This window comes from Pseudonocardia sp. Cha107L01, from assembly GCF_052566575.1.
Map to the genome: position 1 here is coordinate 4,706,619 of NZ_CP199579.1, position 24,603 is coordinate 4,731,221.

Annotated in this window: 24 protein-coding genes; 12 read left to right on the top strand and 12 right to left on the bottom strand. The window is 73.4% G+C overall.

The annotated features are described in order from the left end of the window. Positions 1-6: 6 nt before the first annotated feature. Positions 7-204 carry a DUF7455 domain-containing protein gene (locus ACTXG6_RS22155; RefSeq protein WP_445189714.1) on the bottom strand — a complete coding sequence of 66 codons (198 nt, stop codon included), beginning with the start codon at positions 202-204 and terminating at the stop codon, positions 7-9. A gap of 361 nt (positions 205-565) precedes the next feature. Beyond that, on the bottom strand, positions 566-2,098 hold the full coding sequence (locus ACTXG6_RS22160) for an RNA polymerase sigma factor (protein WP_445189715.1): 1,533 nt from the start codon (positions 2,096-2,098) through the stop codon (positions 566-568). A 160-nt stretch (positions 2,099-2,258) separates the two neighbouring features. Here ACTXG6_RS22160 and ACTXG6_RS22165 point away from each other — a divergent pair, with 160 nt between their 5' ends. Then, entirely contained in the window at positions 2,259-3,065 is an 807-nt protein-coding gene (locus ACTXG6_RS22165) for an inositol monophosphatase family protein (RefSeq protein WP_445190074.1), read from the top strand. Between the two features lie 206 nt (positions 3,066-3,271). On the opposite strand, the gene cei is transcribed toward ACTXG6_RS22165, so the two are convergent. Together cei and ACTXG6_RS22175 are read right to left on the bottom strand one after the other, a co-directional pair. Further along, complete coding sequence (cei, locus tag ACTXG6_RS22170; protein WP_445189716.1) at positions 3,272-3,949, bottom strand: envelope integrity protein Cei; 678 nt, start codon at positions 3,947-3,949, stop codon at positions 3,272-3,274. Then, positions 3,946-4,308, bottom strand: a complete 363-nt coding sequence (locus tag ACTXG6_RS22175) for a phosphotransferase family protein (protein ID WP_445190075.1) — start codon at positions 4,306-4,308, stop codon at positions 3,946-3,948. The genes cei and ACTXG6_RS22175 overlap by 4 nt, the downstream gene beginning before the upstream one ends. 259 nt (positions 4,309-4,567) lie before the next feature. Here ACTXG6_RS22175 and ACTXG6_RS22180 point away from each other — a divergent pair, with 259 nt between their 5' ends. Beyond that, complete coding sequence (locus ACTXG6_RS22180; protein WP_445189717.1) at positions 4,568-4,867, top strand: DUF4193 domain-containing protein; 300 nt, start codon at positions 4,568-4,570, stop codon at positions 4,865-4,867. A 95-nt stretch (positions 4,868-4,962) separates the two neighbouring features. On the opposite strand, the gene ACTXG6_RS22185 is transcribed toward ACTXG6_RS22180, so the two are convergent. Beyond that, positions 4,963-5,469 carry a DUF3093 domain-containing protein gene (locus ACTXG6_RS22185; protein ID WP_445189718.1) on the bottom strand — a complete coding sequence of 169 codons (507 nt, stop codon included), beginning with the start codon at positions 5,467-5,469 and terminating at the stop codon, positions 4,963-4,965. Positions 5,470-5,494: 25 nt separating this feature from the next. Here ACTXG6_RS22185 and dut point away from each other — a divergent pair, with 25 nt between their 5' ends. Beyond that, positions 5,495-6,010 (top strand): dUTP diphosphatase, encoded by a 516-nt coding sequence (gene dut, locus ACTXG6_RS22190; RefSeq protein ID WP_445189719.1) that lies wholly within the window; start codon positions 5,495-5,497, stop codon positions 6,008-6,010. Then, entirely contained in the window at positions 6,011-8,248 is a 2,238-nt protein-coding gene (locus ACTXG6_RS22195; protein ID WP_445189720.1) for a DUF3710 domain-containing protein, read from the top strand. A 51-nt stretch (positions 8,249-8,299) separates the two neighbouring features. On the opposite strand, the gene ACTXG6_RS22200 is transcribed toward ACTXG6_RS22195, so the two are convergent. Continuing rightward, the gene (locus ACTXG6_RS22200) at positions 8,300-9,037 is read right to left on the bottom strand and encodes an alpha/beta fold hydrolase (protein ID WP_445189721.1); all 738 of its coding nucleotides are present in this window, start codon (positions 9,035-9,037) and stop codon (positions 8,300-8,302) included. Between the two features lie 144 nt (positions 9,038-9,181). Between ACTXG6_RS22200 and ACTXG6_RS22205 the strand changes: the two genes are divergently transcribed. Next, the gene (locus ACTXG6_RS22205; RefSeq protein ID WP_445189722.1) at positions 9,182-9,559 is read left to right on the top strand and encodes an OB-fold nucleic acid binding domain-containing protein; all 378 of its coding nucleotides are present in this window, start codon (positions 9,182-9,184) and stop codon (positions 9,557-9,559) included. Then, entirely contained in the window at positions 9,556-10,260 is a 705-nt protein-coding gene (locus ACTXG6_RS22210) for a DUF3159 domain-containing protein (RefSeq protein ID WP_445189723.1), read from the top strand. The genes ACTXG6_RS22205 and ACTXG6_RS22210 overlap by 4 nt, the downstream gene beginning before the upstream one ends. An 18-nt stretch (positions 10,261-10,278) precedes the next feature. Here the strand turns inward: ACTXG6_RS22210 and ACTXG6_RS22215 are convergent, their stop codons facing one another. Both ACTXG6_RS22215 and ACTXG6_RS22220 read right to left on the bottom strand, forming a co-directional pair. After that, complete coding sequence (locus ACTXG6_RS22215) at positions 10,279-10,938, bottom strand: potassium channel family protein (protein ID WP_445189724.1); 660 nt, start codon at positions 10,936-10,938, stop codon at positions 10,279-10,281. A 7-nt stretch (positions 10,939-10,945) separates the two neighbouring features. After that, a complete protein-coding gene (locus ACTXG6_RS22220; RefSeq protein ID WP_445189725.1) occupies positions 10,946-11,608 on the bottom strand; it encodes a potassium channel family protein in 663 nt (220 codons plus the stop codon). Positions 11,609-11,706: 98 nt separating this feature from the next. Between ACTXG6_RS22220 and ACTXG6_RS22225 the strand changes: the two genes are divergently transcribed. Together ACTXG6_RS22225 and ACTXG6_RS22230 are read left to right on the top strand one after the other, a co-directional pair. Then, positions 11,707-13,908: an APC family permease gene (locus tag ACTXG6_RS22225; RefSeq protein ID WP_445189726.1), complete on the top strand. Its 2,202-nt coding sequence runs from the start codon at positions 11,707-11,709 to the stop codon at positions 13,906-13,908. A gap of 68 nt (positions 13,909-13,976) precedes the next feature. Beyond that, a complete protein-coding gene (locus tag ACTXG6_RS22230; RefSeq protein ID WP_445190076.1) occupies positions 13,977-15,161 on the top strand; it encodes a class I SAM-dependent RNA methyltransferase in 1,185 nt (394 codons plus the stop codon). Between the two features lie 72 nt (positions 15,162-15,233). Here the strand turns inward: ACTXG6_RS22230 and ACTXG6_RS22235 are convergent, their stop codons facing one another. After that, complete coding sequence (locus tag ACTXG6_RS22235; RefSeq protein ID WP_445189727.1) at positions 15,234-16,295, bottom strand: prenyltransferase; 1,062 nt, start codon at positions 16,293-16,295, stop codon at positions 15,234-15,236. A gap of 170 nt (positions 16,296-16,465) precedes the next feature. Here ACTXG6_RS22235 and dxs point away from each other — a divergent pair, with 170 nt between their 5' ends. The 3 genes from dxs to ACTXG6_RS22250 all read left to right on the top strand — a co-directional run bounded on the left by dxs (position 16,466) and on the right by ACTXG6_RS22250 (position 20,498). Continuing rightward, a complete protein-coding gene (dxs, locus tag ACTXG6_RS22240; RefSeq protein WP_445189728.1) occupies positions 16,466-18,436 on the top strand; it encodes a 1-deoxy-D-xylulose-5-phosphate synthase in 1,971 nt (656 codons plus the stop codon). 142 nt (positions 18,437-18,578) lie between these two features. Beyond that, positions 18,579-19,244 (top strand): response regulator transcription factor, encoded by a 666-nt coding sequence (locus ACTXG6_RS22245; RefSeq protein WP_445189729.1) that lies wholly within the window; start codon positions 18,579-18,581, stop codon positions 19,242-19,244. Positions 19,245-19,301: 57 nt separating this feature from the next. Continuing rightward, positions 19,302-20,498: a HAMP domain-containing sensor histidine kinase gene (locus ACTXG6_RS22250; RefSeq protein ID WP_445190077.1), complete on the top strand. Its 1,197-nt coding sequence runs from the start codon at positions 19,302-19,304 to the stop codon at positions 20,496-20,498. 379 nt (positions 20,499-20,877) lie between these two features. Here ACTXG6_RS22250 and ACTXG6_RS22255 read toward each other — a convergent pair whose 3' ends face one another. Further along, a complete protein-coding gene (locus ACTXG6_RS22255) occupies positions 20,878-21,504 on the bottom strand; it encodes a class I SAM-dependent methyltransferase (RefSeq protein ID WP_445189730.1) in 627 nt (208 codons plus the stop codon). 32 nt (positions 21,505-21,536) lie between these two features. Continuing rightward, on the bottom strand, positions 21,537-22,553 hold the full coding sequence (locus tag ACTXG6_RS22260; protein ID WP_445189731.1) for an NAD(P)/FAD-dependent oxidoreductase: 1,017 nt from the start codon (positions 22,551-22,553) through the stop codon (positions 21,537-21,539). Positions 22,554-22,618: 65 nt separating this feature from the next. On the opposite strand from ACTXG6_RS22260, the gene ACTXG6_RS22265 reads away from it, so the two are divergent. Next, positions 22,619-23,212, top strand: coding sequence for a helix-turn-helix domain-containing protein (locus ACTXG6_RS22265; RefSeq protein ID WP_445189732.1), 594 nt, complete (start codon positions 22,619-22,621; stop codon positions 23,210-23,212). A gap of 7 nt (positions 23,213-23,219) precedes the next feature. On the opposite strand, the gene ACTXG6_RS22270 is transcribed toward ACTXG6_RS22265, so the two are convergent. After that, positions 23,220-24,461, bottom strand: a complete 1,242-nt coding sequence (locus tag ACTXG6_RS22270; RefSeq protein WP_445189733.1) for an HRDC domain-containing protein — start codon at positions 24,459-24,461, stop codon at positions 23,220-23,222. Positions 24,462-24,603: the final 142 nt, after the last annotated feature.

Genomic DNA, 24,603 nt, shown 5'->3' on the forward strand with positions numbered 1-24,603 from the left:
GCGCTCCTAGCTGACCGACTGCAGGGCCACCGCGGCCTGGCGCAGGCTGTCCTCGTGGGCGCGGGCGTGGTGGCCGCAGAAGAGCAGCTCTCCGCCGCTGGTCAGTACCGCGCGGACCTTGGCCTTGGCACCGCAGCGATCGCACCGCTCAGCGGCTTCGAACGGGCGGGTCCCGGCCAGGGACGCACTCTCGATGGCGGACATCGGCGTCTCCATTCTGTGGGGGAGCGTGTGCCGGGAAGATCGGCATCCAGCTGCCCCCCGTTACCTACCCCTCGCACGGTCGGGTTATCCCTGTTCGGACCGACCAGTTTGTCCGAGGACGTCGCGGGCGCGTGCCCGGGCGGGTCGACAGGTGTCGCCCGGGCGCCGTTCTGCCCGCTCAGAGGGTGGACCGTGGACCGGGCACGCCAGACCGCCAGTGACCGGGGCAACAGCGCCGGGGAGTTGTCCGGCCTCGTTGCCCGGCACCGGCTTCACCCGATGGGTACCTCGCTCCGCCGGGGTGGCCTCCTGCGGCCACCCCGGCGTCGCTCGGTTCGACCGCTCAGTCCAGCCCGGTCGCTCAGTCCAGGTAGTCGCGCAGCACCTGGGACCGCGACGGGTGGCGCAGCTTCGACATGGTCTTGGACTCGATCTGCCGGATCCGCTCGCGGGTGACGCCGTAGACCTGGCCGATCTCGTCCAGGGTGCGCGGCTGGCCGTCGGTGAGGCCGAAGCGCAGCCGGACCACGCCGGCCTCCCGCTCGGACAGCGTGGCGAGTACGGACTGCAGCTGGTCCTGCAGCAGGGTGAACGACACGGCGTCGACCGCGACGACCGCCTCGGAGTCCTCGATGAAGTCGCCGAGCTGGCTGTCGCCCTCGTCGCCGATGGTCTGGTCCAGGGAGATGGGCTCCCGGGCGTACTGCTGGATCTCCAGAACCTTCTCCGGAGTGATGTCCATTTCCTTCGCGAGCTCTTCGGGAGTGGGCTCGCGGCCAAGGTCCTGCAACAGCTCACGCTGAATTCGGCCCAGCTTGTTGATGACCTCGACCATGTGCACCGGAATGCGGATGGTGCGGGCCTGGTCGGCCATCGCCCGGGTAATGGCCTGGCGAATCCACCACGTCGCATAGGTGGAGAACTTGTAGCCCTTGGTGTAGTCGAACTTCTCGACCGCGCGGATCAGGCCGAGGTTGCCCTCCTGGATCAGGTCCAGGAACGCCATGCCACGGCCGGTGTAGCGCTTGGCCAGCGAGACGACCAGCCGCAGGTTCGCCTCGAGCAGGTGGTTCTTGGCGCGCTCGCCGTCGCGGACGATCCAGTTCAGGTCGCGGCGCAGCTGCGGGGAGGCGGCCTTGTTGTCCTCGGGGGACTTGCGCACCCGCTCGGCGGCATAGAGCCCGGCCTCGATCCGCTTGGCGAGCTCCACCTCCTCCTCCGCGTTGAGCAGCGCGACCTTGCCGATCTGCTTCAGGTAGGCGCGGACCGAGTCGGCCGAGGCGGTGAGCTCGGCGTCCTTGCGCGCCTGGCGTAGCGCCTCCGACTCCTCCTCGTCCCAGACGAAGTCGCCGGACTTGCGCGCCGTCGGCGGCAGGTCCCGCTGCGCCCGGCCGGTCAGCCGCCCGGGCTCCGGCTCCGGCTCCGCCTCGTCCTCGTCATCGTCGTCGGTGGCGCTGCCGGCCGGGACCGCGCCCGAGGGGGTCTCCTCGTCGGCGACGTCCAGCGTCACGTCGACCTCGACCTCGACGTCGCCGAGGTCTTCGACATCGGGGCTGCCCTCAAGGTCTACGTCCTCACCGTCGGCCAGCGCGGCCTCGTCGTCCGGCGCTGCCTTGGCCTTGGCCGGACCGGACTTGGCGGCACCGCGGGTCCGGGTCGCCGTCGTGGTGGCGGCCCCTGCGCCGCGGCGCGTGCGTCGCGCGGAGGCCGTCGTGCCGTCGACGGTCGTGTCCGGTTTGGTTGCGGGTTCTACGGCTGCCACAGGGGCCCTTTCGCGACGTGTACGGCTTGGCGAGTGACATTCCGAACTAGGCCGGTTGCCCTCAGCTCTGCGGGTGCCCGTCGAGCCGGCTAGGCCGATTGGCCGGTGCGTCCCGGCGCGGGCACTCGTCATTGTAACGAGCCGGTGCCCGCCTGTGCTGACCTCGGGCATCCGCGAGTTGCCCTGATGTTTTCCAGACGCTCGGCGAGACCCTTCGATGTGCTCGAATAACGGTATGGACGGCGGCGTGCACAACGATAGGGACACTGGTCGGGACGGCAGCGCCGAGGAGATGAATCCGGAGCAGCTGCGCGGCGTGGCGGTACGGGTGGCGGCGGAAGCGGCACAGGTCGCGGGCCGGCTGCGGCCGAGTGCTATCACGCAGGTCCGGACCAAGTCCTCGGCCACCGACCCGGTGACAGCGGCCGACACCGCCACCGAGGAACTGCTGCGCGCCAGGCTGGCAGAGCTGCGCCCGGCGGACGCGATCCTGGGGGAGGAGGGCGGCTTCTCCGGCAACGGTCGGGCGGTGCGCCCGGGGCAGCTGTGCTGGTTGCTCGACCCGATCGACGGCACGGTGAACTACGTCTACGGCTTCCCCTGGTACGCGGTGTCGGTGGCGGTCACCCGGGACGGCGTCGCGCTCGCCGGCGCCGTGGTCGAGCCGGCCTCCGGCCGGGTGTGGAGCGCCTCGCTCGGCGGCGGCGCCAGCCTGGACGGGCAGCCGTTGCGCGCCTCCTCGGCGGACCGGCTGGACATGGCGCTGATCGGCACCGGGTTCAGCTACGCGCGGGACCGGCGGATCCGCCAGGGTGAGCTGGCGGCGGCGCTACTGGGCCGGGTCCGGGACATCCGCCGGGCCGGCGCGGCGTCGCTGGACCTGTGCGCGGTCGCCGCCGGTTGGCTGGACGGCTACTACGAGCACGCCACCAACCCGTGGGACTGGGCGGCCGGCGCGCTGGTGGCGACCGAGGCCGGCGCCGTCGTGCACCCACCGGACCCGGCGGCCGCGTACGGCGACGCCATCGTGGCCGCGGCGCCCGGTATATCCGATGAGCTGAGCGGCCTGCTGGCCGAGCTCGGCGGTGCCGGCATCTAGCGCGGGCAGCCGGCGGGGGCAGTTGGCGCGGGCAGCCGGCGGGGGCAGTTGGCACGGGAAGTTGGCGCGGGAAGGTGCGCGGCGCGCTCTGACCGTGCGCGAGGTCCACGGGACGTGCGCGGCGCGCTCTCACCGTGCGCGCGAAGCACGCGAGGTGCGCGGCCGGAAGTGCGCGGCGGGACGTGCGCGGCGCGGCGCAGGTCGCGTCAGCAGGGCACCTCGCGGGCCCTGGCCAACAGTTCCGGGTCGGCGGTCGGGCTCGCGCCGGCGTCCCCGGAGTCGGTCTGGCCGGACGGCCCGCCCAACTGGTCGAGCGCGTCCCTGGCGGCCTTGCTCGGGTTCACCTCGCCGAACGAGCTGCCGATGGCCACGTCGACCGAGTCGTCGGCGCGCCCGTCGCTGACCAGGGCCACGCAGGGCAGCACCAGGCTGACCGTGCGGGCCGCCGCCGCGCCGTTCGGGCCGTAGCGGATGTTTCCCCGGCAGACCAGGTTGCCGTCCGGGTAGTACGGGTCGTTGGTCGGGTCGGCGGCCTCGGTGAACCCCAGCTCGCCGAGCTGGCTGGCCACCAGGGTCGCCTGGCCGCGCTGCCCGCCGCCGTTGAGCACCCTGATCCGGACCGCGTTCGGCGGCGCGGGCGCGACCTGGTCCAGGGCGGTGCTGGGCTGCGCCTCGCCCAGCCCGGGCAGGCCGGCGGGCGCGGCGCTGGGCTGGGGGCAGACCGATCCCTGCGGCCCGGTGGACGACTTGCTGAGCACGACCGACCAGGTCACCACCACGATCACCGCGAGGACCGCGACCAGGATGGTCACCGGGCGGGAGGTCCGCCGCTGGTAGGCCCGCCCCGCCCGGCCGAGGGCGGCGGGCCGCCGGGGGCCGGTCACGTCAGTCCCTCGGCGGGCAGGTCGCGCCCGAGTGGGTCCACCGGCTCGCCGCCGCTGCAGTGGGCGAGCACCCGGGGCACCGGTACCGGGGCGCCGGCGAGGGCCGTGAGCACCCGCTGCTCGCGGGCCATGTCGTGCGTGGTCGCGGCCACCGAGCCGACCGGCGGGCGACCCGGAACGACCGCTCCCGCCGGGCTGCTCACCCGATAGGTGCGGTTTGACCGGCCGTGCCCGATGCTGCTCATCTCACAGTCCCGCGACCCGGAGTCGCCCAGCCGCTCGGCCAGCCACCGCCCGACGTACCCGGGTTCCGTGCCCTTCGGGCTGGTGGTGACGGGGGTCGCCTGGTCGGCGGGCATCTGGGTCACAGCGAGCACCCTAATGCGGTAAGTGGCGAAGCTCGCGCAACGCGCGGCGGTCTCGATGGTTACACCTGGCGTGAGCTGGGCTATCCTCTCGCCGCCGATGCCGACGGACCCTGGGGGACGGCGCACGGACGGCAGTGGAATGGCCCCTCTCAGGGTGAGACGGGAGTCACTCCGATGCCGGGCACAAAAGCCGGAGCTGGGACGTTGTGCTGCGGCACGACACATGACTGAGTTGTTGAGGGTGGGAGCAATGGCGACCGACTACGACGCACCGCGCCGCAACGAGACCGACGACATGGCGGAGGACTCCCTCGAGGAGTTGAAGGCGCGTCGGAATGAGGCGCAGTCCGCGGTGGTGGATGTGGACGAGTCGGATACGGCGGAGAGCTTCGAGCTCCCCGGCGCCGACCTGTCCGGTGAAGAGCTGACCGTGAAAGTGCTGCCCAAGCAGGCAGACGAGTTCACGTGTTCGAGCTGCTTCCTGGTTCATCACCGCAGCAGGTTGGCCGCGCACCACAACGGTCAGCCGATCTGCCGGGACTGTGCCTGATCCGAGGGCAGTGCCTGATTTCGAGGGCTGCGCCGGTTCCGAGGGCGTGGCGCGATGAGGTAAGACGGCTGTGGCGCGCTGACCGGCTCGACGGGTCAGCGCGGGCGTGCGCTCCGGAGGCACTCGAGCAGTGCCTCCGGATGGCGCACGCTGAAGACCCAGTATGGCGTGGGGTCCTCAGGATCGCTCAGCTCCACGCGTACCGCCGGCCCGACCCACGGGCGGTGTAGCACGAAGGCGCTCGGATTCAGTTCCGGGCCGAGAAGAGACTGTTTGTCCGCCGCCGTGACCGAGGTCGCCCCGGCGATGAAACGGCCGGGCAGACTTGCCGGCCCCACCCGCAGCAGCGGCTCGCCGTCGCGGTCCTCGGTGACCGTGACCCGCTGCCGGCTCAGCCGGATCAGTGCGAGCGCGGCGAGCGGCGCCAGGACGACCACGGGCACCCACTCGGGCACGCCCGGATGGCCCAACCGCACCGAGATCACGATCGGCACGATGATGACGGCGGCCAGCGGCCACCACCACCAGGGCACTGACAACCGTTCGTCGAACCGCACCGCGCCGGAGGGCGCAGGCGTTCTTGCGTGGCGGCGGACGATCACCTGGGTCAGGGTAATCTCGCCCGCCATGGGTGCCGGCAGCGGTGTTGAGGGCAGTGTGCGGGTGCAGCTGACGCGGCTCGACCCCGGCGTGCCGATCCCCTCGTACGCGCACCCCGGCGACGCGGGCGCCGACCTGGTGACGGTGGCCGATGTCGATCTCGGGCCGGGCGAGCGGGCGCTCGTGGGCACCGGTGTGGCCATCGCGCTGCCGCTCGGCTTCGCCGCGTTCGTGCACCCCCGCTCCGGGCTCGCGGCGCGGCACGGGTTGTCCGTGGTCAACGCGCCGGGCACGGTGGACGCCGGCTACCGGGGCGAGATCAAGGTGTGCCTGATCAACCATGATCCGCGCGAGGCGGTGCGGCTGCGCCGGGGCGACCGGATCGCCCAGCTCGTCGTGCAGCGGGTCGAGCGCGTGACGTTCGACGAGGTGCTCGAGCTGCCCATCTCGGTGCGCGGCAGCGGTGGCTACGGCTCGACCGGGCTCGACTCGGTGCTGGTGGCGGACTCCTCGGCCGAGGGGCCGAACGGCGGTGGTCGGTAGGTGTTCGGCCGCGCCAGTCAGGACATTGACGAACTCGACGAACTCGGGGAACTACCGCCCATCGAGCCGAGGCAACCGGTCGGCGAGCGGTTGGTGGCCGACCGGCGGGACGGCCCGTTCGACGTCGACGACCCGGACTCCTTCGACATCGAGGGTGGCCTGGACTTCGGGTCGCTGCGGCTGCCGATGCCGGCCAGGGCACAGCTGCAGGTCGAGCACGGTTCGGGCGAGCTGCTGCGCGCGGTGCACGTCCTGGTGCCCTCCGGTCGGGTCAGCCTGAGCGCACTGGCCGCGCCCCGCTCCGGTGCGCTGTGGCGCGACCTGGCCTCGGAGATCGCCGGTTCGCTGACCAAGGACGGCGCGCGGGTCTGGGCGGAGTGGGGAGGCTGGGGCCGCGAGGTGCTGGCCAGCTCCAAGGGGGCGCTGTCCCGGTTCGTCGGCGTGGACGGGCCGCGCTGGATGCTCTACGGGGTCGCCACCGGTCCGGCGGACGGCGCCGAGGAGCTCGCCGAGACGCTGCGCGAGATGATCAGGAACACCGTGGTGACCCGGGGCCCGGATCCGCTGCCGGTCAAGACGGTGCTGCCGTTGCGGCTGCCGGAGCACCTCGAGGAACGCGTCGAGCAGGCCAGGGCACAGTCCGCGCGGCGACCGGGTGTGGACATCGACGACGACATCGACGCCGTGGTCTCGGTGGAGCCGACCGGATCCGACGCGGTGGACGAACCCGGTGCCGCGGTGCCGTTCCAGGCGGGGCCGTTCCAGGCGGGGCCGTTCGGGGCCGTGCCGTTCGGGGCCGTGCCGCCTGCCGCCGTGCCGCCCGACGCCGTGCCGCCCGCCGCCGTGCCGTCACCGCCGCCGGCGGTGCCACCACCGGTGGCAGCGCCAGCGGTGGCCGCCGCTGCCGGCCCCGCCTACGACCAGCCGATCCCGGCCCGCCGGCCGGCGGCGCCCGAGCACGGGTCGCCCGGGCAGCGGCCGAGGCGATCCGGCCCGCCGACCGGGCCGGCGCGGATCGGCTACCCCGGCCAGTCGACCGGGCCGCGCCGGGTGCCGCCGGCACCGCCGTCCCGCGCCGCCCGCCCCGGCGGGTACCCGCCGGCCGAGACGTACCAACCGGCCGCCGCCGCACGGCCGCCGAGACAGCCGAGCGCCCCGCCGGGGCCGCCGTACCGGTCGATCGGGATACGCCCGACCACCCCCCCGACAGCGCCTCCGACAGGGCAGCCCACGCCGGCCTGGCCGGCCGGTCACCCCGGCGCGGCCGGTCCGAACCCGAGGGCCGCGCCCCCGCCACGGCCGCCCGCGCCGCCCGCCGGGTCGCCGGTCGCGTCACCGACCGGCCCGTTCCGCGGTCAGATCTCGGGTCAGGTCGCGGGCCGGGGCGCACCGGGGCCCGGCGACCGCCGGCGGGGGCTGCCACCCGTTCCGACCAGCTCGCCGCTGGACAGCAACGGTGTACCGGGGCCCTCGGTGGAGTCGACGTGGACGCTGGCGCAGCCGGTGGTCAGCGCCGACCAGGTGGCACAGCAGCCCGCCTGGGCGCTGCTCAGTGACGCACCGGCGTTCTGGCCGCACCCCAGCCCGCCCCGCCGACCCAACGTGCCCGAGCCGACCGACCACCGGAGGCGCGACGACGCAGGGGTGCCCCCGATGCGTCGCCAGGCGCCACCCCCGGCCCGTGGCGACACGCCGCCCCGGTACCGCCGGACCGAGCCGCCGTTCCGTTCCGACGCGCAGCCCCCGTACCGGCCGGCCGAGCTCCCGCCGGCTCCGACCGGACCGAGGTCCCGCCCGCCCGGGCCACCCCCGCACCCGCCCGCGCCGGCCTCCTACCTGGCCGGCCCGCCGTCGCACCTGACCGGGCCGCCGCCCAACCCGGCCGGCCCGCCGTCGCACCTGACCGGGCCGCCGCCCAACCCGGCCGGCCCGCCGTCGCACCTGACCGGGCCGCCGCCCAACCCGGCCGGCCCGCCGTCGCACCTGACCGGCCCGCCGCCCAACCCGGCAGGGCCGTCCCGCCCCGCCGGTCCGTGGCTTGGCCGGCCCGAGCGCGCCGGCCGGCCCGCCGCCGCGCCGCTGTCCCCAGCGGAGCTAGCGGAGTCAGCGGACCGCTCGGAGCCGAAGCAGCCGCCGCCGTACAACCCGGGCGACACGCTGCACCTGGCACTGACCCAGGACTGGGCGCTCGCCCAGGACGGGGTGGACCGCCAGGGTCGACACCGCCGCCCGGAGTAGTTCCGGCCCGGCTCCCGACGTCCGGATCTGAGCGTTGGTCTCAGCGTTGTCTCAGTGTTCTCTCAGCACCGTTCTCTCAGCGCTGTCCTTCTCAGCCTCTTCGCTCTGCGTGGCGGCCCGCAGCCAGGCCAGTGCCAGGGCACGCCCGAGGGTCGCCCGGTCCCGGCCGAACGCGGTCAACGTGGTGGTGACCAGCGCCGAGCGCGGGGCCAGCCGGGCCCACTCGCGGGCCACCGGCAGCGGATGCACCGGGTCGTCGCGCAGGCCCACCAAGGCGACCGGTACCCGCAGTCCGGCCAGTTCCGGCGCGGACGGGCCCGGGGTGGCCGCCGCGGTGTCCAGTGAGTCGGCCAGCCCGGGCCCGTGCCGGTGCCAGGCCCTGGCGAGCTCGTCACCCAGCCAGCGGGGGGTGGACTCCCGGGTCGACGCGAGGGTCTCGCCCAACCCGTCCCGGCGTACCGCGGCCGCGGTGACCAGCGCGGCCACGGCCGCCGGCGCCTCCCCGGGCGGCCCGATCCAGGCCGGCAGCGCGAGCAGCAGCCCGGCGAGCACGCCGTCGGTGCGCCGGGCCGCCCACCGCGCCGCCACCTGCGCGCCCAGCGAGATGCCGCCGACCAGCAGCGGGCCGCCGATCGCCGCCGCCTCGTCCAGTGCGTGCAGATAGCCGTCCACCACAGCGGGGCCGGACCGCACCGGGGGAGCGTGCACGGTCAGCCCGATCGCCCGCAGCGGCGCCTCCAGCGCGGCCCGTACGAACACCTCGTCGGACCCGCTGCCGGGCAGCAGCACGGCGATCCGAGGACCCCCTGCGGGACCGTGTGACGCACCCATGACGGGGATGGTGCCGTACCGTTACTGAATGGCGCTCAGGAAGGTTATTGTGGTAGCGCCGACCGGCTCGGCCGGCACGTACCGCAACACCCGGGAGAGGGCATGGGAACCACCGACGGTGGCCTCCTGAAAAGGTTCATCCGAAAACTCACCTCTGATGTCGAGGAACTCGACGCGGACGACCTGACCCGGGATACCGAGCTTTCCGGAGCACAGCGGGCCTGTGACTGCCGCTGCGGCGACGAGGTCACCATGGTCGGTAGGCTGCGCTGCGTGGAACTCAGCCCCAAGGACGCCGACGCCTCACTGCAGGCGGAGCTGTTCGACGGCACCGACGGAGTCACGTTGATCTGGGTCGGCCGCCGCCGGATCCCGGGTATCGAGCCGGGCCGCCTGATCAAGGTTCGCGGCCGCGTCGCGGTCAAGAACGGCCGCAAGGTGCTCTACAACCCGTACTACGAACTGCGGCAGGCCTCGTGACGGGACGGCACTCCCGTTCGAAGACCGACTCCACGACGGCCACCCCAGGCGCCGAGGAGTATGCCACCGCGGTGATCCCCAGGGTCGACGGCGAGGAGCCGCCGAAGTCCATCCTGGAGCAGCTCGGCGGCGTCTCCGGCATGATCTACTCGACGGTGCCGGTCGTGGTTTTTGTGCTGGTCAACGCGGTGGCCTCGCTGGGCCCGGCGCTCGTCGCCGCGATCGGTGTCGCGGTGGCCATCGCGGTGTGGCGGCTGGTCCGCAAGGAGCCGCTGCAGCCGGCGGTCTCCGGGCTGTTCGGCGTCGCGATCGGCGCGTTCATCGCGCACCGCACGGGTGAGGCGCGGGACTTCTTCCTGCTCGGCATCTGGTACAGCGCACTGCTCGGCGTGGTCTTCCTGGTGTCCGCGCTGGTCCGCTGGCCGTTGGCCGGCGTGATCTGGCACGGCATCAACGGCGACGGCCAGGGCTGGCGGTCGGACCGGGAGCTGCGCCGGGCCTACACGCTGGCCACCCTGCTGTGGGCGGTGATGTTCGGGGTGAAGTTCGCGGCCCAGCAGTGGCTCTACGACGCCAACCAGCCGGGCTGGCTCGCGGTGGCCCGGATCGCCGGCTACGCCCTGACCGGGCTCGCCCTGCTCGGCACCCTGTGGGCGGTACGCCGCGCCCGGGAACGCAGCGCCGCCACCCAGGCCGCCTGACCCGTCGGGGCCAGACCTTCAGTCCGTCCCGAGCGCGGTGCGGATCTCCTCCTCGACGTCCGCCGTGGCGACCAGCAGCAGCTCGTCGAGGCCCTCCAGCGAGTCGTCCGGCTGCGGCACGATCACCCGGCCGCCGCGCAGGATCACCAGCAGCGCCGCGTCGGTGGGCAGCCGCAGGTCACGCACGGCGCGGCCGGCCAGCTCGGTGTTCTCCTGCAGCGTCACCTCGACGAGGTTCGCCTGGCCCTGGCGCAGCGTCATCAGCCGCACCAGGTCGCCGACGCTGACCGCCTCCTCGACCACCGCGGCCAGGATCCGGGGCGTGGACACCGCGACGTCGACACCCCAGTTGTCGTTGAACAGCCACTCGTTGGTCGGGTCGTTGACCCTCGCCACCACGCGGCGCACCGCGAACTCCATCTTGGCCAGCAGCGAGACGACCAGGTTGACCTTGTCGTCGCCGGTGGCCGCGATCACCACGTCGCAGCCGTGCAGCCCGGCCTCTTCCAGGGAGGCGAGCTCACAGGCGTCCGCGTTGACCCACTCGGCCCGCTCGACGCTCTCCGGCTCGATCGCGGCGAGGTCACGCTCGATGAGCATCACCTCGTGCTCGTTGTCGATCAGTTCGCTGGCGATGGACCGGCCGACCGCTCCGGCGCCGGCAATGGCGACCCGCATGGTTCGCTCAGCTCCCCTCGGGCTCGCGCGCGGCGGCGGTGGTGACATCGCTGATGGTGCCGGACACCGCCGCGACGTACACGGTGTCCTCGGCCTGGATCACGGTCTTCGCATTGGGCAGCACGCCCGCGCCGAAGCGCACGATGAAGGCCACCCGGGCGCCGGTCTGCTGTTCCAGCTCGGCCACCGAGTGGCCGGCCCAGCCCTCGTTCAGCGGCGGCGCGAGCACCGCGACCTTCCCGGACGGGTCGCGCCATGCGCTGTCCACGCTGTCCGGCAGCAGCATCCGCATCAGCCGGTCGGTGGTCCAGGGCACGGTGGCCACGGTCGGGATGCCGAGGCGCTCGTAGACCTCGGCGCGGCGGGCGTCGTAGATCCGGGCCACCACCCGCTCGATGCCGAACGTCTCGCGGGCCACCCTGGCCGCGATGATGTTGGAGTTGTCACCGCTGGAGACCGCCGCGAACGCCGTCGCCTGCTCCACCCCGGCTCGGCGCAGCACGTCGGGATGGAACCCGATGCCGCACACCTGGTCGCCGCGGAAATCGCTGTTCAGCCGGCGGAACGCCTTGGGATCGCGGTCGATCACCGCAACCTCGTGGCCCTGCCGTTCCAAGCCGGCGGCCAACGCGGAACCCACCCGGCCACAACCCATGATCACCACTCGCACGGATGGAGTCTCCCCTCGGGTGCTGTCCGGCGGAACCCTAACGCGAGAAAAGGTGCCCAGCACCGGTGACATGCTCAGGCACCGCATAGGCTGCGCGCGTGCCGAAGGTAACCACCGCGCTCAAGCGGATTCTGGTGGGCCGCCCGCAGCGTAGTGATCGGCTGGGCGACACGCTGTTGCCCAAACGGCTCGCGTTGCCGGTGTTCGCCTCCGATGCTCTGTCTTCGGTGGCGTACGCCCCCGAGGAAATCTTCGTCACCCTGTCCATCGCGGGCATCGCGGCCTACTCGTTCTCCCCGTGGATCGGGTTGTGCGTGGTCGTCGTGTTGCTCACGGTGGTCACCAGCTACCGGCAGAACGTGCACGCCTACCCCTCCGGCGGCGGCGACTACGAGGTGGCCACGGTCAACCTGGGCCGCTACGCCGGCCTGACCGTGGCCAGCGCGCTGCTGGTCGACTACACGCTCACGGTGGCGGTGTCGATCTCGTCGGCGGCGGCCAACATCGGGGCGGTGGTCCCGTACGTGGCCACCCACAAGGTCGCCTTCGCGGTGGCGGCGACGGTGCTGCTCACGGCGATCAACCTGCGCGGCATCCGGGAGTCCGGCACCGCCTTCGCGATACCGACCTACGCCTTCATGTTCGGTATCGGGGTAATGATCATCTGGGGCCTGACCAGGATTCTCCTCCTCGGCGACCACGTCGAGGCGACGAGCTCGCACCTGCAGCTGGTGAGCGAGGGCAACCAGCTCAGCGGGTTCGCGATGGTGTTCCTGGTGTTGAGATCGTTCACCCAGGGCTGTGCCGCCCTGACCGGTGTGGAGGCGATCAGCAACGGGGTCCCGGCGTTCAAGAAGCCCAAGTCGAAGAACGCCGCGACGACGCTGCTGATGCTCGGCGCGATCGCGGTCAGCCTGGTCATGGGCATGATCGCGCTGGCGAGGCTGACCGGGGTCAAGGTCGCCGAGGACCCGGCCACCCAGCTGATCGGCGCGCCACCCGGCTACCAGCAGCAGACCATGGTCGCCCAGCTCGCGGACGCGGTGTTCGGCGACTTCCGCCCGGGCTTCTACTTCGTCGTGGTGTTCACCGCGCTGATCCTGGTGCTGGCCGCGAACACCGCGTTCAACGGGTTCCCGGTGCTCGGCTCGATCCTGGCGCAGGACCGCTACCTGCCCCGCCAGCTGCACACCCGGGGCGACCGGCTGGCGTTCTCCAACGGCATCGTGTTCCTGGCCGGCTTCGCCGTCGTGCTGGAGGTGGGCTTCCAGGCCGAGGTCACCCGGCTGATCCCGCTCTACACGGTCGGTGTGTTCGTCTCGTTCACGCTGTCCCAGACCGGCATGCTGCGGCACTGGAACCGGCTGCTGTCCACCGAGACCGACCCCGGCGCGCGGCGTCGGATGCGCCGCTCGCAGGGCATCAACGGGTTCGGCCTGACCATGACCGGCGTCGTGCTGGTGCTGGTGCTGGTCACCAAGTTCAGCGAGGGCGCCTGGATCGCGCTGGCCGCGATGGCCGGCGCGTACGCGCTGATGTTGGCCATCCACCGGCACTACTCCACGGTCTCCGCCGAGCTGCAGCTGGACGACGAGCTGCCGGTGCTGCCCGCGCGCAACCACGCCATGGTGCTGGTCTCCGGGTTGAACCGGGCCACCATCCGGGCGCTCGGCTACGCCAGGGCGACCCGGCCGGACGTGCTCGAGGCGGTCACGGTCAACGTGGACGACAAGGACACCCGCCGGCTCACCAAGCTCTGGGAGGACCGGGGGTTGCCGGTACCGCTCAAGGTCATCGAGTCGCCGTACCGGGAGATCACCCGCCCGGTGCTGGAGTACGTCAAGCGGGCCCGCACGGACAACCCCCGTGACGTGGTGACGGTCTTCATCCCGGAGTACGTGGTCGGGCGCTGGTGGGAGCAACTGCTGCACAACCAGAGCGCGCTGCGGCTCAAGGGCCGGCTGCTGTTCCAGCCCGGGGTGATGGTCACCAGTGTGCCGTGGCAGCTGGCCTCCTCGGAGCGGGCCAAGCAGCGCGCCATCTCGCGGGGCCGCCAGGAGAGCGCACCGGGCGCGGTCCGCCGCGGCCACCCGGGGGTGCCCGTCGGACCGGGCAGCACCAACGGGCCCGCCCCGACCGGACCCGGCGCGGCCGGTGACGGGCACACCCCGACCGGGCAGGCCCCGACCGGGCACACTCCGACCGGGCAGGCCCCGACCGGGCACACTCCGACCGGGCACACTCCGACCGGGCACACTCCGACCGGGCACACCACGGCCCCGCCGTCGCCGCCCCGATGAACCGGACCAGCGAGGAGACCGACCTGACGACAGGAACCCCGGCGGAACCGACCGAGGCGCCGCTGCCCGTGCCGGAGAGCTGGCTGGACCGGGTGCTGGACCTCGAGGTCGGCCCGGTCGCGCACGGCGGACACTGCGTGGCCAGGGCGGACGGCCGGGTGGTCTTCGTCCGGCACGCGCTGCCCGGCGAGCGGGTCCGCGCGGTCGTCACCGAGGACCGGCACGGCTCGTTCTGCCGCGCCGACGTGCTCGCGGTGCTGGTGCCGTCACCGGACCGGGTCGAGGCGCCGTGCGTGTGGGCGCGGGCCGGCGGCTGCGGCGGCTGCGACTACCAGCACGCCACCCCGGCGGCACAGCGGCGGCTGAAGGCGGACGTACTGGCCGAGCAGCTGCAGCGGCTCGCCGGAGTGGACCGCGCCGCCTTCGACACCGAGGTCGAGGAGCTGCCCGGCGGCGCGCTGGGCTGGCGGCACCGGATGCGGCTGGCGGTCGGCCCGGACGGGCAGGCCGGGCTGCGCGCGCACCGGGCCCACGACGTGATCCCGATTGCGGACTGCCTGCTGGCACCGACCGGCATGCTGACACCGGTGCTGGAGCGGACGTGGCGCCCCGGCGACGAGGTCCAGGTCGAGCTGGACGGCGACGGCGAGGTGCACGTCAGCTCAGGTGCCGGGCGGGACCGGCGGCCGGTGCCCCGGCGGGTGGCCGGGCGGGAGTGGCTGGTGCCGCCGGGTTCGTTCTGGCAGGTGCACCCGGCACTGGCGGACACCCTGTGCGAGGTGGTCGCCGAGTGGGCCGAGGCGCCGGCCGACGGCTGCGCGTGGGACCTCTACGGCGGCGCCGGCGTGCTGGCCTCGGTGCTCGCCGACCAGGTCGGCCCGGAGGGCTCGGTCACCGTGGTGGAGTCCGACCGGGACGCGGTGCAGTCCGGCGCCGAGGCGCTCGCCGACCTGCCGTGGGTGCAGTGGCGGGTCGGCCGGGTGGAGCGGGTGATGGCCGAGCTGGCCGAGATGTGGCGCCCGGACGTCGTGGTCGCCGACCCGCCGCGCAAGGGCCTCGGGCGCGGCGTGGTGGATCAGCTGGTGGCGGTCGGCCCGGCCCGGCTGGTGTACGTGGCCTGTGACCCGGCGGCGCTGGCCCGCGACGTCGCGCTGCTCGCCGAGCGGGGCTACCGACTGGAACGGCTGCGGGCCTTCGACGCCTTCCCGATGACCCACCACCTGGAGGCGGTCGCCCTCTTCCTGCGCGACTGACCGGGCGGGGCCGCTAGCAGTAGGCCCTACACCGCGTCTGGTGACCACACACCCACTGCGGTGGGTGTGTGGTCACCGGAGCGGGTGTGCGGCGAACCAGGGCAGTGCGCCCACCGCCAGGCCCAGGACCAGCAGCAAGCCGGCCTGGCGGGTGTGCAGCCAGGCCAGCGCGGCGTACCAGAGCGGCCAGACCGGGAAGTCCTTCGGCGGCTCGGGCGGCGGCGGGCGGCGGAAGTGCGGCCACACCTTGACCAGGCGGGGCAGTCCGAGCACCACCAGCAGGGCCGGCCACGGCATCGTGCCGAGCAGCACGGACAGCCCGACGAGCAGGTAGAAGCCGACCATCAGGCCGAGCGTGGCCGCGCGGGCCCGCCGGTCGCCGAGCAGCACCGGCAGCGTGTGGATGCCCAGCGGCCGGTCGAACGGGATCTTGTCGGTGTGCTTGCCCATCAGCACCGCGACGCACAGCAGCCCGTAGGGCAGCGAGGCCAGCAGCACCGGCCAGCCGACGTGGCCGACGGCGCAGTAGTAGGTGCCGCACACCATCAGCGGACCCCACACCACCAGCACGTCCGGCTCGCCGAGGCCGCGCTTCTTCAGCCGCAGCGGCGGTGCCGTGTAGGCCACGCTGAGCAGGAAACCGGCGAGCGCGAAGGCCACCACCGGCCAGCCCCTGGCCAGTGTCAGCACCACCAGGATGACCAGGTCGAGCAGGTTGACCGCGACCGTGGCGGCCACCAGCGCCCGCTTGGCGACCAGGCCGGACAGGATCGGGTGCGGGGCGTAGAGGGCGCGCGGGTACTGCGCGGTGTCCGAACCGGCCTGGGTGTCGTACAGGTCGTTCATCAGGTTGTTGGCCAGGTGGGCCAGGGTGATCCCGACGACGGCGAGCACCAGCCAGCGCCAGTCCAGCCCGGGTTCGCCGACCGCCAGCAGTGCCGCGACGAGCCCGGCGACCAGGGTCATCGGCAGGACGGCGGCGCGGCTGACCACGATCCACCTGGTCACCGGGTCGAGTGCGTCGATCGGGCCGGGCGGCGGGTTGGTGGTGCGCAGTGCGTACGCCCACGAGGACGCCAGGGTGGCCAGCCGGGACGGGGCCCGTTCGGTGGCGTCTCCGGTGGCGTCGCTCACCCGGCGCAGCCTACGCCGGACGGACGATGAACAGCCCCTGTGACCCGATCGGTATCTGGCCGCCAACCCGGCGATGCGCACGGGTCAATCCATTGACCTGAATGATCTCGGGGACGCTGACGCGGCCCTACGCCAGGACCGCTGAGATCGTCCTCCGTACACTCACCCGAGTGTCCTTGCTGCGGAAGATGCACGGCCCAGCCGACCTGAAGCGCCTCGGTACCGCCGAGCTGCAGACTCTCGCCGGTGAGATCCGGACTTTCCTGGTGGACACCGTGTCGCGTACCGGTGGACACCTGGGTCCGAACCTGGGTGTGGTGGAGCTCACCATGGCGCTGCACCGGGTGTTCGACTCGCCGCACGACGCGCTGATCTTCGACACCGGCCACCAGTCGTACGTGCACAAGCTGCTGACCGGTCGCCACGACGGCTTCGCCAAGCTCAAGGCCACCGGCGGCTACTCCGGATACCCGTGCCGCGCGGAGAGCGAGCACGACCTGGTGGAGAACAGCCACGCGTCCACGGCGCTGTCCTACGCGGACGGGATGGCCAACGCGTTCGCGATCACCGGGGCGCGGCGGCACGTCGTCGCGGTGGTCGGGGACGGCGCGCTGACCGGCGGGATGTGCTGGGAGGCGCTGAACAACATCGCGGCGCGCAAGGACCGCAACCTGGTCATCGTGGTCAACGACAACGGCCGCTCCTACCTGCCCACCATCGGCGGGCTGGCGGACCACCTCGCCTCGCTGCGGCTGCGGCCGAGCTACGAGCGGATGCTCGACGTCGGCAAGCGCGCGCTGTCGCAGACCCCGGTGGTCGGCCGCGCGGTCTACAGCGGGCTGCACGCGTTCAAGGTCGGCGTGAAGGACGCGCTGGCCCCGCAGGCGCTGTTCTCCGACCTCGGGTTGAAGTACGTCGGCCCGGTGGACGGGCACGACCTGGTTGCCATGGAGGCCGCGCTGCGGCGGGCCCGCGATTTCGGCGGTACCGCGATCGTGCACGCGGTCACCCGCAAGGGCTACGGCTACCTGCCGGCCGAGAACGACGACGTCGAGCAGATGCACGGGCCGGGGGCGTTCGACCCGGCGACCGGGGAGCCGCTCGGTGCCCCGAAGGCCGGCTGGACGAACGTGTTCGCCGACGAGATGGTGGCCCTCGGTGCCGAGCGGCCGGACCTGGTGGCCATCACGGCGGCGATGCTGCACCCGGTCGGGCTGGCGCCCTTCGCCGAGGCCTACCCGGAGCGCTGCTTCGACGTCGGCATCGCCGAGCAGCACGCGCTGACCTCGGCGGCCGGGTTGGCGATGGCCGGCATGCACCCGGTGGTCGCGCTCTACGCCACGTTCCTCAACCGGGCGTTCGACCAGCTGCTGCTCGACGTCGCGCTGCACCGCCAGCCGGTTACCGTGGTGCTGGACCGGGCCGGTGTCACCGGGACGGACGGCGCGAGCCACAACGGCATGTGGGACCTGTCCCTCCTCGGTGTGGTGCCCGGGATCCGGGTGGCCGCCCCGCGCGATGCGGTGAACCTGCGGGAGCAGCTCCGCGAGGCGGTCGCGGTGGACGACGGCCCGACCGTCCTTCGCTACCCGAAGGGCGCGGTGATCCCGGAGATCCCGGCCCTGCGCCGGGAGAACGGGCTGGACGTGCTGCGCGAGCCGGCGGGCGCGCCGGTGCAGGGCAGCACCGAGGTGCTGCTGGTGTGCGTCGGGTCGTTCGCCGAGCTGGGTCTGGCGGCCGCCGACCGGCTCGCCGACCAGGGCATCGGCGTCACGGTGGTCGACCCGAGGTGGGTGCTGCCGGTGTCCGGCGCGCTGGTCCAGCTGGCCGCCCGGCACCGGCTCGTGGTGACCGTCGAGGACGGCGGCGGCCACGGTGGGATCGGTTCGGCGGTGGCCGCCGCGCTGCGCGCTGCCGAGGTGGACGTGCCGCTGCGTGACGTGGCGCTGCCGCAGCGGTTCTTCGAGCACGGCAGCCGCGGCGAAGTGCTGAGCTCGGCGGGGCTGACCGCGCAGGACGTGGCCCGCCGGGTCACCGAGTGGGCCGCCGCGCTGCCCGCCGAGTTCGGCCGGCCCACCACCGCGACCGCGGACGGTACCGCCGCGGCCGACACCGACCAGGAATTCCGCCGCCGCACCTGACCGGCCGCTTCCCTCGTCCGCACAGACCCAGCACGGTCCGCACAGACAGTGCAGGGGCTGTGCGGGCGGTACTGGGTCTGTGCGGGCCCGGAGGAGGCGGGCACCCACGTCACCGTCGGGGTGAGCGCCTAGGGTGGTCGGCGTGCGGGTACTGATCGTGGAGGACGAACAGCCGCTGGCCGATGCGCTGGCCAGGGGACTGCGGCGCGAGGGCATGGCGGTCGACGTCGCCTATGACGGGGACGTGGGCCACGAGAAGGCCGCGGTGACCCGCTACGACGTGGTGGTGCTGGACCGGGACCTGCCGGGGATGTCCGGCGACGACCTGTGCGCCCAGCTGACCCAGGACGGCGGCACCACCAGGGTGATCATGTTGACCGCGAGCGGCACGCTGGCGGACAAGGTCGAGGGGCTGACCCTGGGCGCCGACGACTACCTGGCGAAGCCGTTCGACTTCCCGGAGCTGGTCGCCCGGATGCGAGCGCTGGCCCGGCGGGCGACTCCCGCGACGCCGCCGGTGCTCGCCGCCGGTGACGTGGTGCTGGACCCGGCCCGCCGCACGGTGCGCAGGTCCACCGAGCTCGTCGAGCTGACCCGCAAGGAGTTCGGCGTGCTCGAGGTGCTGCTCGGTGCCGGCGGCGCGGTGGTGAGCAGCGAGGAGCTGCTGGAGCGGGTGTGGGACGAGCACGCCGACCCGTTCACCACCACGGTGCGGGTGACCGTGATGACCCTGCGCAAGAAGCTCGGCGAGCCCGGGATCATCGAGACCGTGGTCGGCTCCGGCTACCGGGTTCCGTCGGCCGGCTAGGTGCCTGCGGTGGGACTGCCCCAGCTCACACGACGCCCCGGTAACCGGGCGCCGAGGCTGCGGTGGGAGCGCCCCGGACCGGCCACCCCGGCCACCCCCCGGCGGCGCGGGCCCGGTTTGCGGCTGCGCCTGACCGTGCTGTGCACCGTGCTGGCCGCGCTGGTCAGCGCGCTGCTGCTGTGGCTGGGCTGGCTGCTGGTCGGCGGCGTGGTGAGCGCGGTGCCGGCGCTGCCGCCGGGCACCACGGTGCGGGTGCACGACCAGGCGGTGCCGGCCGAGGCGCTCGGCAGGGCGCTCGCCGACGCCGCCAGGGCCGACGTGCTGCGCACCGGGCTGGTGGCCTTCCCGCTGGTGGTGGCCGCCGCCGCGGTGGTGTCGTTCCTGGCGGTCGGCCGGGTGCTACGGCCGCTGCGCCAGGTCACCGGGACCGCCCGGCGGCTGTCCGCCGAGTCTCTCGACGAGCGGATCGCGCTGCCCGGCTCGCACGGCGAGGTGACCGAGCTGGCGGACAGCTTCGACGCCATGCTGGACCGGTTGCACGCCGCGTTCGAGATGCAGCGCCGGTTCGTGGCGAACGCCAGCCACGAGCTGCGCACCCCGCTCGCGGTGATGCGCACCGAGGTGGACGTGACGCTCGCCGACCCGGGCGCCGACGTCGTCGAGCTGCGCCGGATGGCGGAGGTTGTCCGGGGCGCCACCTACCGGGCCGACGCGCTGGTGCAGGGCCTGCTGCTGTTGGCCAGGACCGAGGCCGGGGTGGCCGGCCCGGAGCGGCGGGTGGACCTGGGCGAGCTGGTCCGCCCGGCGCTCGCGGCGGTGCGCGGGGAGGCCGACGAGCGGCGGCTGCGGGTCCAGCTGCGGACCCAGCCGGCGCCGACCGTCGGCGACCCCGCGCTGCTGGAGCGGGTGGTGGGCAACCTGGTGGAGAACGCGGTGCGGCACAACGTCGAGGGCGGCTGGCTGGAGGTCGCCACCCGGGTCGGCGTGGCGGGCCAGCCTGAGCTGCGGGTGACCTCGAGTGGCGCGGTGGTCACCGACGCCCGACTGAACGAGTTGTTCGAGCCGTTCCGCCGCGGCGCGTCCCGGGCCTCCGGTACCGGGTCGGGCCTCGGCCTTTCCATCGTCCGGGCGGTGGTGTCCGCACACCACGGGACGGTGAGCGCCGCGCCGGTGGACGGCGGCGGGCTCGCGGTCACCGTCCGGCTCCGGCCGGCCGGTCCAGAGGCGGACAGCTTCGCCCGCGACAGCTCGTAGCAGGGCCCTGGGACCCTGGAACAGTGACGCTTGAGCAGCGTTGCCGGATGCCTACTGTCGATCAGTGGGGTTCGGACGCCCAGTGGCCTCCGAGGAGGACACAAACACCGGCATAACGCTCTTGGTGACGCCGCGTCACCGACAGGCGGCCCGGTGTTGACCCTGGCGCGCCCGATCGTCACCGAGACCAACGTCAGTCCGGAAATTCTCGATGAGAACCGGACTCACGTCGATGTCGACGCAGGGTCGCCCCAGGTCAGCGGTCTGATTTCAATCGACCAGTCACCAACTGTGACCGGCGCAGTCCCATCCCGACCACACACCGAGCCCAACCCCGGTACCGACGCCACGCCACCCGACGACAAGCGGAACGCCCAGCTCAGCTTGCACGCCGCCGGGCGCGGAGGACGGTGTCGTGGAGGGTGACCGGCTGGCCGGCCGGGTCGGTGGCCAGGCGTGGCCTGGCCTCGGCGGCGAGGATGTCCCACCGGTCCGGGTCCAGGGAGTCCGCGAGCTGCTCGGCGGAGTAGAACAGGTCGGGCTCGTGCGGGCGGTGCACCGTGGTCAGCAGGTCGGCGGGGTGGTGACCGACGATCAGGAGCGTGCCGGCGGGCGCGACCGACGCGGCGAGACCGGCGAACAAGGGGTCGCGCAGCGCCGGCGGGAAATGCACGAACTGGGCGCTCACCAGGTCGTACGTCCGGCCGTCCGGTGCCCAGCCGATGAGGTCGGCCTGTTCCCAGGTGATCCGGTCGGCGGTGTCGGGTTCGGCCCGGGCGGCGGCGCGGTCCAGGGCGACGGTGGAGATGTCGATGGCGGTGACCCGCCAGCCCCGGTGCGCGAGCCAGAGGGTGTCGGCGCCCTCGCCGCAGCCGGCGTCCAGTGCGGTGCCGGGCGTCAGGTCGGCGACCTCGAGCACCAGCTGCGGGTTCGGGCTGCCGCTCCAGATCTGGGTGCTCGAGCTGTAGCGCTCGTCCCAGAACCGCGCGGTGTACTGCTCGTGCATCGGTGCTCCTGTCCTCGGTGCGGGCGATCGGTTCATGGTGTGATCCCGTGCCGGCGGTCACCGAGGACGAGCAGGCAGTTGCGGGCCTCGGCGGCCGGGCTGAACGGGTCGCGGCGGCGTTCGACGGCCAGCCGGGTGTCCTCGGCGATGAGGTCGCTGTTGATCGCGGCGCCGGCGGTGACAGCGCCGGCGGCGGCACCGATGACCGGGGCCATGAGATCGGTGACGTTGCCGGCCGCCCAGACCCCCGGGACGGCGGTCCGGCCGGTCGCGTCGGCCACGATCTGGCTGCCGACGCCGGCCGGGTGCTCGGTGGTGGCGAGGCCGAGGTCGGCCGCGATGCCGCCGCGGCCGCTGAAGCGCGGCAGGACCGCCAGCGCCCGGGTCGGCACCACCCGCCCGGACGCCAGCCGGACGCCGGTGAGCTGGTCGCCGGTCACCTCGAGGGCGGCGACCTCACCGTCCACCACGGCGATCTCGCGGGCGGCGAGCTCCTCCCACTGCTCGTCGGTGGGCTCGGGCGCGGTGTGCGGGAACAGGGTCACCTCGGCGCTCCACTGGCGGAACAGCAGGGCCTGGCGCACGGCGTGCGGCCCGGTGCCCAGCACCCCGATCGGCTGGTCACGCACCTCCCAGCCGTGACAGTGCGGGCAGTGCAGCACGTCGCGGCCCCAGCGCTGGCGCAGGCCCGGGATGTCGGGCAGCTCGTCGACCAGTCCGGTGCAGAGCAGCAGCCGGCGCGCGGCGAACCGGCGACCGTCCCCGGTGCGCACCGTGAAGCCGGACCCGTCGGGCCGCGCCGAGGTGACCGAGGCGGCCAGGATCCGACCGCCGTAGCGGGTGACCTCGGCCGCGCCAAGGCGGATCAGGTCGGCGGGCGCGATGCCGTCCCGGGAGAGGAACCCGTGCACCCCGGCGGCGGGGGCGTTGCGCGGCTCGCCACCGTCGAGCACCAGGACCGAGCGGCGTGCCCTGGCCAGGGTCAGCGCCGCGCTGAGGCCGGCGGCGCCGCCACCGATGACGATGACGTCGAAGCTGAAGTCGTCCATGGCGCCACTGTCCGCCCCAGTCTGCGAACTTGACAAAGAATGTTGCTGTACTGGCAAATAATGGGATGACTGACGACGCGCCCGACCTGGATGACGTGCTGCACGCTGTCGGGCCTCGGCTGCGGGCCCTGCGGCGGCAACGCGGTACCACGCTGGCCCAGCTCGCGTCGGTCACCGGGATCTCGGTGAGCACCCTGTCCCGGCTGGAGTCCGGTCAGCGCCGCCCCACTCTGGAGCTGCTGCTACCGCTGGCCCGGGCCCATCAGGTCCAGCTGGACGAGCTGGTCGGCGCGCCCGCCACCGGCGACCCGCGCATCCATGCCCGCCCGTTCAAGCGCCACGGTTCGACGTTCATCCCGCTGACGCGGCGCCCCGGCGGGGTTCAGGCCTTCAAGCAGATCATCCCGCCGCACTGGCCGGAGGGTGAGCCGGACCTGAAGGTGCACGAGGGCTACGACTGGTTCTACGTGCTGTCCGGGCGGCTGCGCCTGCTGCTGGGCGAGAACGACCTGATCCTGACCGCGGGGGAGGTGGCGGAGTTCGACACGCACATCCCGCACTGGTTCAGCAACCCTGGCCCCGAGCCTGTCGAGGTACTCAGCCTCTTCGGACCACAGGGTGAACGGATGCACGTCCGCGCCCGCCCCGCCGGCAGGTGAACCGGGTTCAGGCCCGGGTTACTCCGACTGCTTGGGTCAGCGGCTCCGCGGTCAGCTCGACCTGCCAGTCCCTGGCCCCACCGGCCCGCAGCGCGTCCTCGACCGACGGGGGCGGTTGCCAGCACACCCGCCGGAGCAGGTCGGGCTGCAGCAGGTTCTCCACCGGCAGTTCGTAGCGCTTGCCGATCTCCGCGATGGCGGCGCGGGCGGCGGCCAGCCGGGCGGCGGCCTCGGGGTCGCGGTCGGCCCAGCGGCTGACCGGGGGAGGGCCGTCCGAGGTCAGGGTGGTCGGCGGCAGCTCGGCGTTCGGGAGGGTGGCCGCGCGGTTCAGCGCCGACCACCAGTAGCTGGCCAGCCTGCGCTGCGCCCTGCCGCGGAAGACCGGGAGCTTGGACAGGTCGTCGGCCGAGGTCGGGGCGGTGACCGAGGCTTCCACGATCGCCGAGTCGGGCAGCACCCGGCCGGGGGCTATGTCGCGCTGCTCGGCGAGTTCGTCGCGCGCGCGCCACAGCTCCCGGACTGCGGCCAACTGGCGCGGCCGGCGGACCCGGTGGATGCCCGAGGTACGCCGCCACGGGTCGGTCCTCGGCGGCGGCGGTGGCGCGGTGCGGACCGCCTCGAACTCCTGGGCCGCCCAGTCCCGCTTGCCCTGCCGGGTGAGCAGGTCGTCCAGCACGTCGCGCAGCTCGATGAGTACCTCGACATCGAGCGCGGCGTAGACCAGCCAGTCCTCGGGCAGCGGCCGGTTGGACCAGTCGGCGGCGCCGTGGCCCTTCTCCAGCCGTAGCCCGAGCAACTGCTCGACCATCGGTCCGAGGCCGACCCTGGGCAGCCCGGCCAACCGGCCGGCCAACTCGGTGTCGAAGAGTCGGGTCGGGTGCAGGCCCAGCTCGGCAAGGCAGGGGAGATCCTGGGAAGCCGCGTGCAGCACCCACTCCGGCCCGGCCAGTGCCTCGGCCAGCGGTGCGAAACGGCCGGCGATCGGGATCGGGTCGATGAGGGAGCTGCCGGCACCCTCGCGCCGCAGCTGAATCAGGTATGCCCTGGCCGAGTAGCGGAACCCGGAGGCGCGCTCGGCGTCCACCGCGATCGGGCCCTGGCCCGCCGCGATGCTGACCGCCAGGTCCCGCAACGCGGCCCCGGAACGCACCACGTCGGGAAGCCCGTCGGCCGGGGTGAGCAGCGGGATCGGCTCGGCCACCTCGGCCGGGCCGTCCCGCGACTCCGATGGACCGTCGCGTGCGTCCACCTGTCCGTCGCGGGCGGGCGTCAGCCCGTCCCGCGTGTCTACCAGCGGGCCCGAGGTACCTGAGGGCTCGTCCTGAACACCGGCGGGCAGCCGCCCGCCGTCGCTTCCGACCTGACCCGAGGGACGGATGTCCCCCGAGAAG

Bases quoted from the DNA above. Each gene is read 5' to 3' on its own strand.
- ACTXG6_RS22155 (WP_445189714.1), bottom strand. From the start codon at position 204: ATGTCCGCCATCGAGAGTGCGTCCCTGGCCGGGACCCGCCCGTTCGAA.
- ACTXG6_RS22160 (WP_445189715.1), bottom strand. From the start codon at position 2,098: ATGACGAGTGCCCGCGCCGGGACGCACCGGCCAATCGGCCTAGCCGGC.
- ACTXG6_RS22165 (WP_445190074.1), top strand. From the start codon at position 2,259: ATGAATCCGGAGCAGCTGCGCGGCGTGGCGGTACGGGTGGCGGCGGAA.
- ACTXG6_RS22175 (WP_445190075.1), bottom strand. From the start codon at position 4,308: ATGCCCGCCGACCAGGCGACCCCCGTCACCACCAGCCCGAAGGGCACG.
- ACTXG6_RS22180 (WP_445189717.1), top strand. From the start codon at position 4,568: ATGGCGACCGACTACGACGCACCGCGCCGCAACGAGACCGACGACATG.
- dut (WP_445189719.1), top strand. From the start codon at position 5,495: ATGGGTGCCGGCAGCGGTGTTGAGGGCAGTGTGCGGGTGCAGCTGACG.
- ACTXG6_RS22205 (WP_445189722.1), top strand. From the start codon at position 9,182: ATGGGAACCACCGACGGTGGCCTCCTGAAAAGGTTCATCCGAAAACTC.
- ACTXG6_RS22215 (WP_445189724.1), bottom strand. From the start codon at position 10,938: ATGCGGGTCGCCATTGCCGGCGCCGGAGCGGTCGGCCGGTCCATCGCC.
- ACTXG6_RS22255 (WP_445189730.1), bottom strand. From the start codon at position 21,504: ATGCACGAGCAGTACACCGCGCGGTTCTGGGACGAGCGCTACAGCTCG.
- ACTXG6_RS22260 (WP_445189731.1), bottom strand. From the start codon at position 22,553: ATGGACGACTTCAGCTTCGACGTCATCGTCATCGGTGGCGGCGCCGCC.
- ACTXG6_RS22265 (WP_445189732.1), top strand. From the start codon at position 22,619: ATGACTGACGACGCGCCCGACCTGGATGACGTGCTGCACGCTGTCGGG.